The organism is Caulobacter sp. S45, from assembly GCF_903642205.1.
GTDB lineage: Bacteria > Pseudomonadota > Alphaproteobacteria > Caulobacterales > Caulobacteraceae > CAHJWH01.
In genome coordinates, this window is the sequence record NZ_CAHJWH010000175.1 from 1 (window position 1) to 6,155 (window position 6,155).

5 protein-coding genes are annotated in these 6,155 nt (G+C 64.0%); 3 read left to right on the forward strand and 2 right to left on the reverse strand.

What is annotated here, in order from left to right:
- Positions 1–189 precede the first annotated feature (189 nt).
- Together HUV06_RS14075 and HUV06_RS14080 are read left to right on the forward strand one after the other, a co-directional pair.
- The gene (locus tag HUV06_RS14075) at positions 190–1,683 is read left to right on the forward strand and encodes a hypothetical protein (RefSeq protein WP_174301883.1); all 1,494 of its coding nucleotides are present in this window, start codon (positions 190–192) and stop codon (positions 1,681–1,683) included.
- Positions 1,680–2,609, forward strand: coding sequence for a glycosyl transferase family 90 (locus HUV06_RS14080; protein WP_174301884.1), 930 nt, complete (start codon positions 1,680–1,682; stop codon positions 2,607–2,609). The genes HUV06_RS14075 and HUV06_RS14080 overlap by 4 nt, the downstream gene beginning before the upstream one ends.
- A gap of 20 nt (positions 2,610–2,629) precedes the next feature.
- Here HUV06_RS14080 and HUV06_RS14085 read toward each other — a convergent pair whose 3' ends face one another.
- Together HUV06_RS14085 and HUV06_RS14090 are read right to left on the reverse strand one after the other, a co-directional pair.
- Positions 2,630–4,027 carry a glycosyltransferase gene (locus tag HUV06_RS14085; protein WP_174301885.1) on the reverse strand — a complete coding sequence of 466 codons (1,398 nt, stop codon included), beginning with the start codon at positions 4,025–4,027 and terminating at the stop codon, positions 2,630–2,632.
- Positions 4,024–5,187, reverse strand: a complete 1,164-nt coding sequence (locus tag HUV06_RS14090; RefSeq protein WP_174301886.1) for a glycosyltransferase family 1 protein — start codon at positions 5,185–5,187, stop codon at positions 4,024–4,026. The genes HUV06_RS14085 and HUV06_RS14090 overlap by 4 nt, the downstream gene beginning before the upstream one ends.
- Here HUV06_RS14090 and HUV06_RS14095 point away from each other — a divergent pair.
- Positions 5,180–6,088, forward strand: coding sequence for a hypothetical protein (locus tag HUV06_RS14095; RefSeq protein ID WP_174301887.1), 909 nt, complete (start codon positions 5,180–5,182; stop codon positions 6,086–6,088). The genes HUV06_RS14090 and HUV06_RS14095 overlap by 8 nt on opposite strands.
- The last annotated feature ends 67 nt before the right edge of the window (positions 6,089–6,155 follow it).

Consider the following 6,155-nt stretch of genomic DNA (forward strand, 5'->3'; position numbering starts at 1 on the left):
CCCTCCACCAAGGGCTCCCATGAATCAGACATCACCCCGCGCCGAAATCCCCCCAGCCGTTCAAGCGATCACCGTGCTGCTGACAGCGGGCCGGGAGGCGCTCCGCTCGCAGAGCGACCGGATGCGCGGCGATCCGCCTGATCCATGGGGCAGCTTGCGGGCCCAGCTGCGCCGAATATAGGCTGACACATGGCTGATAGTGTCGTTTTCCTGACTCTGCACAAGACCACAGCCGCAAGATTGCGAGACTGCATCCAGGACCTGCTGGCCGAGCCTATCGGCGCGAGTAATCCGGGTCACGCCGTCCGCATGGTCGGCGAAGACATCGACGGCCCGGCAGATTTTAGAGGGCTGGGGCCAGGCTCGATCATCGTCACGAGCCTTGGTCCGGACGCATGGGCGGCGCATGCCGAGGCAAGCGGACAGCGTCTCCGCGCCGTCTATGTCCGGCCTGAACTCATGCTCCTGCACCGGGGGGTGGGCGCCCTCTGGCCGGAGGATTCCGACCAGAGCAGGGCCTGGTCGCAGCTGCTGGCGCTCGATCTGCGCCTGTCGGTTCTGCCGCAGCTCCTTGCTGAGGACGTGCATGGAAGAAGCACTCGGCTGTGGCAGGTTCTCGCCGACCAACTTGGTCTGCCGGAGTCGCGAGCGCAGAAAGAGGTAGAAGGGTGCGATGCCGGGGGTTCGCCGGCTGATCTCGTCCCACCGATAGCCCTGTGCATGGAGCCGGACCAGGTGGAGCCCTGGATCCCTTCGGGCATCCTGCCGACTTGCGCAGGCGGGGCCGGCCTCTGGCTTCTGGATGGAGGCTGGTCTGCGCCAGAACCGCAGTTCGTCTGGAGCCATGGTCCGCGCGCAGGGCTACGCCTGCCTTGCAGCCCGGCGGTCCCCACCCGCTGGAGGCTTGAAGGCTCTCTGATCGGTCACCCGCAGCGTACCGTACGCGTCGAGATTTGGGACGCGGACATCCTGATCGGCGCGATCGAGAACACCACTCGCCATGGTCTCGACTTCTCGTTGGACCTGGGGCTTCCTCCCGCGCCTGGCGGCGTCCGTGACCTGCGCCTGCAGGTGGACAAACCGGTCAGTCCCCGGAAGCTGGGCGCCGGGGACGACGGACGCGCGCTGGGCGTGGCGCTGCGGTCGCTTCAGAGGGGCGATCTGGCTGGCCCAACGGCCTTGAGCAGTCTTGATTGCGTGCGTGCAAGGCGATCGGTCGGGCCGGCTGTACGGCCTGCATCGGAAGGCTGGCTGGAGACCTTGCGGCCAGCCTTCCTGAGTGACCCGCTGGTCGTCGAAGCCATCTCGGCTCGGCCGCACTTGGCGCTGGTTCTTGCGTCTGATCCGTCGATTGGCGAACAGGCTGCACGCGCATGTCGCCAGTACGGCTGTGAAGAGGCGCGGGTGCTGGACGGAGCCTCCATGCTGGCCAGCGTCTCGGCCGAGCTGTCGTCGACGGGAGGTCGGGTCGGGGTGGTCGTCCTGTGCGATGCGGCGCAGCACCAGCCCTGGTTCCACGCATGCGGGGAGGAGTCGGCGGTGTTCGGCGAAGCCAGTATTATTCTCCCGACAGGCGATCCCTATGGATGTCCGCGCGAACTGTTTTGGCATAGCCAGACATGGGACGCCCTGCTGCAATTCTCCGAGGTGGCGACCGTCTCCTCATCGCGTCCGCACCCATGAGCCAAACCGCCCTGGGGTTGTACGGCGTCCTGACCGCCGTCACGGGCGAGGGCGGTCTACGCATCGCAGCGCCCGGCGTATCATCTCCCAACATTCGGCTGTCATCGGCCGTCCACATGCTGCGCGAACTGCTGACCCAGGCGGCCACAAAGCCGCTCCCGCAAGGGAATGCGAAGCGCCTGACCGTCCTTCAGTTCGACGATCACGCCCATCATCGCTTCTCGTCACTCGCTTTCGGGCGAGCGGTGGGGCTGTTTCCGCTCGTGCAGCTGATCGTTGATCCCTACTTCTATTTCGCCCGGGGATTCCAGCCGTTACGCCGGCTTGCCGAGGCGGGTGAGCTGCCCCTGTGGCTGGACCGGGCCGACATCCTGTTCTGGCGCGGCCGCGGCAGCCATAACGGCGTGAAGCCGGACGGGGCGCCAGTGACTTCGCTGGGCGAGGTCCCCCGAGTGAGCGCGGCCCTGCACCTGCGCGGGAACCCCTATGCCGATGTCGGCCTGATAGGGGCCTGGATCCAGCCCCAGTCTGACGAGGAGGCGCTGACCTACTTCCGGCAACAGGGCATTCTGCGGGCCAGCCTGCCTATGTCGGATCATTCCCGCTACAAGTTCCAGCTCGACATCGATGGGGTGGCCAATGCATGGGCGACGATGGAGCGGTTTCTGTGCGGGTCCTGCGTGCTCAAGGTCGGGACACCGTTCGAGATGTGGTTTTACAACCGCCTTCGTCCCTGGGAGCACTTCATACCCGTGAAGGCGGACCTCAGCGACATTGACGAACAGCTTGACTGGTGCCTGACCCACGATGGACAGGCGCGGGAGATCGCACGGGCCGGCCAGGCGGTGGCTCTTTCGCTCACCTACGAGCATGCGCTGAACTTGGCGCTCACGCGCCTAGGGGCGACTGCGATAATCCTCGAATGACCGGCGGCGTCAGGCGCTCGTCACGCGCCTTGGGTTGGCCCGCTCTCCTCGGCCTGGCCGGGCGACCCGGCGCCGGTCACCCGATGCATCCCATTCCCGGCGGCTTCTGCAGGCCGGCGCTCGAACTGGAAGCCGAGTTCAATCGCCTTCAGGCGGGTCATGATCTTCTCGAAAACCGCCTTGCACGAGAACAGCCGGAGCAGCACCTCGCGACAGGCGTGCATCTTTGTCCGAGCCTGGGCCGGTGACAGCTCAAGCGCAGCCCTGACCCCTGCCGCCACCTGGAAGCGATCTGCGGAGCTGATCTCGAAGCGCTTGCCGGCGACATCCGCCGCGGTTCCCGCGATCAGACCGAGATAGCGTCTTTCTTCAATGATCACCCCACAGTCTTCTTGAAGGTAGTCAAGCATCGCGGTGTTACGCGTAGATACGGGTATGCAGCCCCTCCCCATGGCCTCCAGCAGGGGCAGGTTCTGCCCCTCAGCTACGGAACTGCAAAGATAGAAATCGGCCAAATCGTACAAGGCCTCCATCTGATCGTCAGGAATATAGCCACCTACAAGGATGACCTGCGCTTCGTCCAAGGCGTGCGGGTTGCCGAACAAGCTTTTCAGCACCTCGTGGACATAGCCGACCGGCTCGCCTCGAGTTCCAGACGTGGCGAGTTTCACGATAAGCACGCAGTCGCTGCGTCCCTGCGCGGCGATGAGGAACCCGTCGATCAGATTGGCGAGGTTCTTCCGCAGGTCGTAGGGATTGCAGACGGTCAGGAAGATCTTGCCGCCTTTGCTCAAGACCTGCCGCAGCCATGGCTGCATGGACAGCGGCCTGACCGCCCCGGTGACGATCCGTTCTGCGACGTGGAGGCGAGGGGCGGATGCCGAGCAGAGATGCATCGACTCGACGAGGCTGAGCGTCTTGATCGCGGCTTCTGCACCGGCCGCCGACGTGTCAGGAAGCGGGACCGGGGCTGGAATGTAGTGGGTGTTCTCCAAGCCATTGCGGCGCAGGACATCTACGCCATAGCTGCAGGGCGTCCAGATCTCTTCGCAAAGCGAGAGCATGTGCGCCTGCTGGTCGACGACCGCCTCGTCGCTGCGCCCGTCGGTTTTGATCACTGGGAATTCCCAGGCAAAGCACGCGATGTTGTATGAGCCTTGGACAGGTCTCAGGTGTTCTGTGCTGCGAAACATCAAGTGAACGTAGCGACCGAGGCTGAGGCCATGCGCCTTCGCGAAAGCATCGGTCTTGAACTGTTCAGGGTGCGAGATCGCCTGTGTTTCCACCCCCATCTGCGCAAACATGCGTTCAAAGTATCCAGCAGCAAAGCCGTATGAATAATGCGCGTGGCCAAGCGCCTCGCCGCCATGCGCCACTGGCGGGCGCGACAAGAGTATGCAGTCCTTGATCAGGTTCACGAAACAGCCTGGGTGATATTGGACGTCCTTTGGTTCTTTGTGGACAGGTGGGCGTTCGGCAGGGCCATGAAGCCGTCGCGGATCAGCCTGTACGCCCGCGCCCAGGAGAACCGCGCCTTCCACTCCTCCAGAGACTCTCCGGATCGACCAGTGAGTACGCGACGCTGTTGGAGGGCCGCCGTCAACGCGGCCAGCAGAGACGTCACCGTCTCTCCGTCGAAGTAGAAGGCGAAATCGCCTCCGACCTCCGGCAGGCTGGACGCGGCCGTCGTCACCACCGGCACGCCCAGTGAGATCGCCTCCGCCACGGGGAGACCGAAGCCCTCGTAGACGGAGGGGTAGACCAAAGCGGCGGCGTTCCGGAGCAGGGCGAATTTGGCCGTCTCACTCACGAAGCCTGCCTGGACGATCCGTCCCGCAGCAACGAGTGAGCCGAGGCCGCGGGCCTTCAGATGCGTCTCGAGCTTGTCGCCCCACCCGAACCGGCCGCTGATCACGATGCGATACATCCTGGCGATCTGAGGATGGGCCTCCAGCAAGTCGAGCATGACGTTCAAGTTCTTGCGAGGTTCAAGCGTTCCCAGAACCAGTATGTAGGGTTCTACAGGATCAGGCTCGTTCTTGCTTGCATCGATGTGGCTCCAGTCCACGCCCCAGTGAGTGACGACGATCGGCGTGGCCGACGTTTCCGGGAAAAAGGTCCGTATATCGGTTGCAGTGGAATGAGAGGCGGCAAATATGATGTCATCGCTCATCAAGTCTCCAAGCCACCGCTGATTGTGATACTGGTTCGTGTCCTTGTTATGATATTGCGGACAGACCACGGTGGTCAGATCGTGCACTATGGAACCCTCTACAGGGAACATCCTCCGGACGAGTTTGGAGTTGGTGTGCAGGCCATAGACACGCCTGCCGGTATCGATCTCGGGCAGGCAGGGCGCGAAGCGATAGCAGCCAACCGACCAGGCGAACAAGCGACCGAAGCCGCCGCCCAGGAGCGCCTCCACGGCCTGTGCCGAAATCTCGTACCGACCGAAGAAGAAGGCGGGTTCGACGCTCGCATCTCCCAGAGCCTCAGCACAGAGGCGCGCGGTGACCATGGGGATGCCGGTGTACTGCGACTCCTGCAGCGTCGAAACGTCGATGTACAGCTTGTCCATGACCGAACCACCAAGGCGCCGCAACGATCTATCTCACACAGCTGAAACCGGCTACGACGCGGCGTCCGGCCATGCCGTCGCCGATAGCGGAAAAGCTCAAGCCATGTCCACCGCCACGGTCGGGCGGGCTGATCGAGGTGGAACGATGTCCTGCTTCCTCGTGCTGCCCCATGGGGATGTCGTGGGGTATTCCGTCTGGCCCTTTGATCCGCTGTATCGGCCAGTGGTCGGTCTCTTCGACGACATGAAGCTGGTGGGGCACGCGATCTGCCACCTCAAGCGGCCCGGAAGACCGCGCATCCCCGGCCGGCTACTGCTCCGGGTCGCGCGGCGCCTCGGCCTGCTGGAGAGGCTGCTCGTTCCTGTTCCGCTTGAAGGACCTTCCGACGACTATTGGTTCAGTATGAGCCCTGGACCGACCTTGTCCGCCCGGCTTCGTCGCGGCGATCCGACCTTGCGGCTGGCCCGCCTTGAGGACGGAGCGGAACTGACCCTTGCTGGGCGCAAGATCACCGTGTCCGCCGGCCCGCGGACGGTCGAGCAGCTTCTACAGCTGCCGGACGGAACGGCCTCCACAAGCCTCGACGGGTTTCCGTGGCTGCTGCAGGCTCCCTACGAGCATCAACTGGAGGTCGTCTACCTTGACGTACTGGGGCGCGCCCCTGACGAAAACGCCTATCGCGACTATCAGCCGGAGCTGGAGAGCAGGACATGGAGCGCCGCGGATCTGCGCAGGACGCTGTTGGCTTCGGAGGAGTTCCGCCTCCGCCCGCTTACGAGCAATGACCGGGTCGGAGCCTTTACGACCAGCCGTCTGTGGAAATCCCTGTCGGAGGCTCGCGTGCCTGGATGTCCCCCGCGCCCTCACTCCGAAGCGACGTCTCGACTGCAGGAGGCCTAGAGCGTGACCGGATCAGTTTGGAGCGTATCCTGAGTTGACGAGGTAGTTGGCGCACTCCTGGGGGCTG

Excerpts from the sequence above, each read along its gene's own strand:
- HUV06_RS14075 (WP_174301883.1), top strand. The coding sequence starts at position 190 with ATGGCTGATAGTGTCGTTTTCCTGACTCTGCACAAGACCACAGCCGCA.
- HUV06_RS14080 (WP_174301884.1), top strand. The coding sequence starts at position 1,680 with ATGAGCCAAACCGCCCTGGGGTTGTACGGCGTCCTGACCGCCGTCACG.
- HUV06_RS14090 (WP_174301886.1), bottom strand. The coding sequence starts at position 5,187 with ATGGACAAGCTGTACATCGACGTTTCGACGCTGCAGGAGTCGCAGTAC.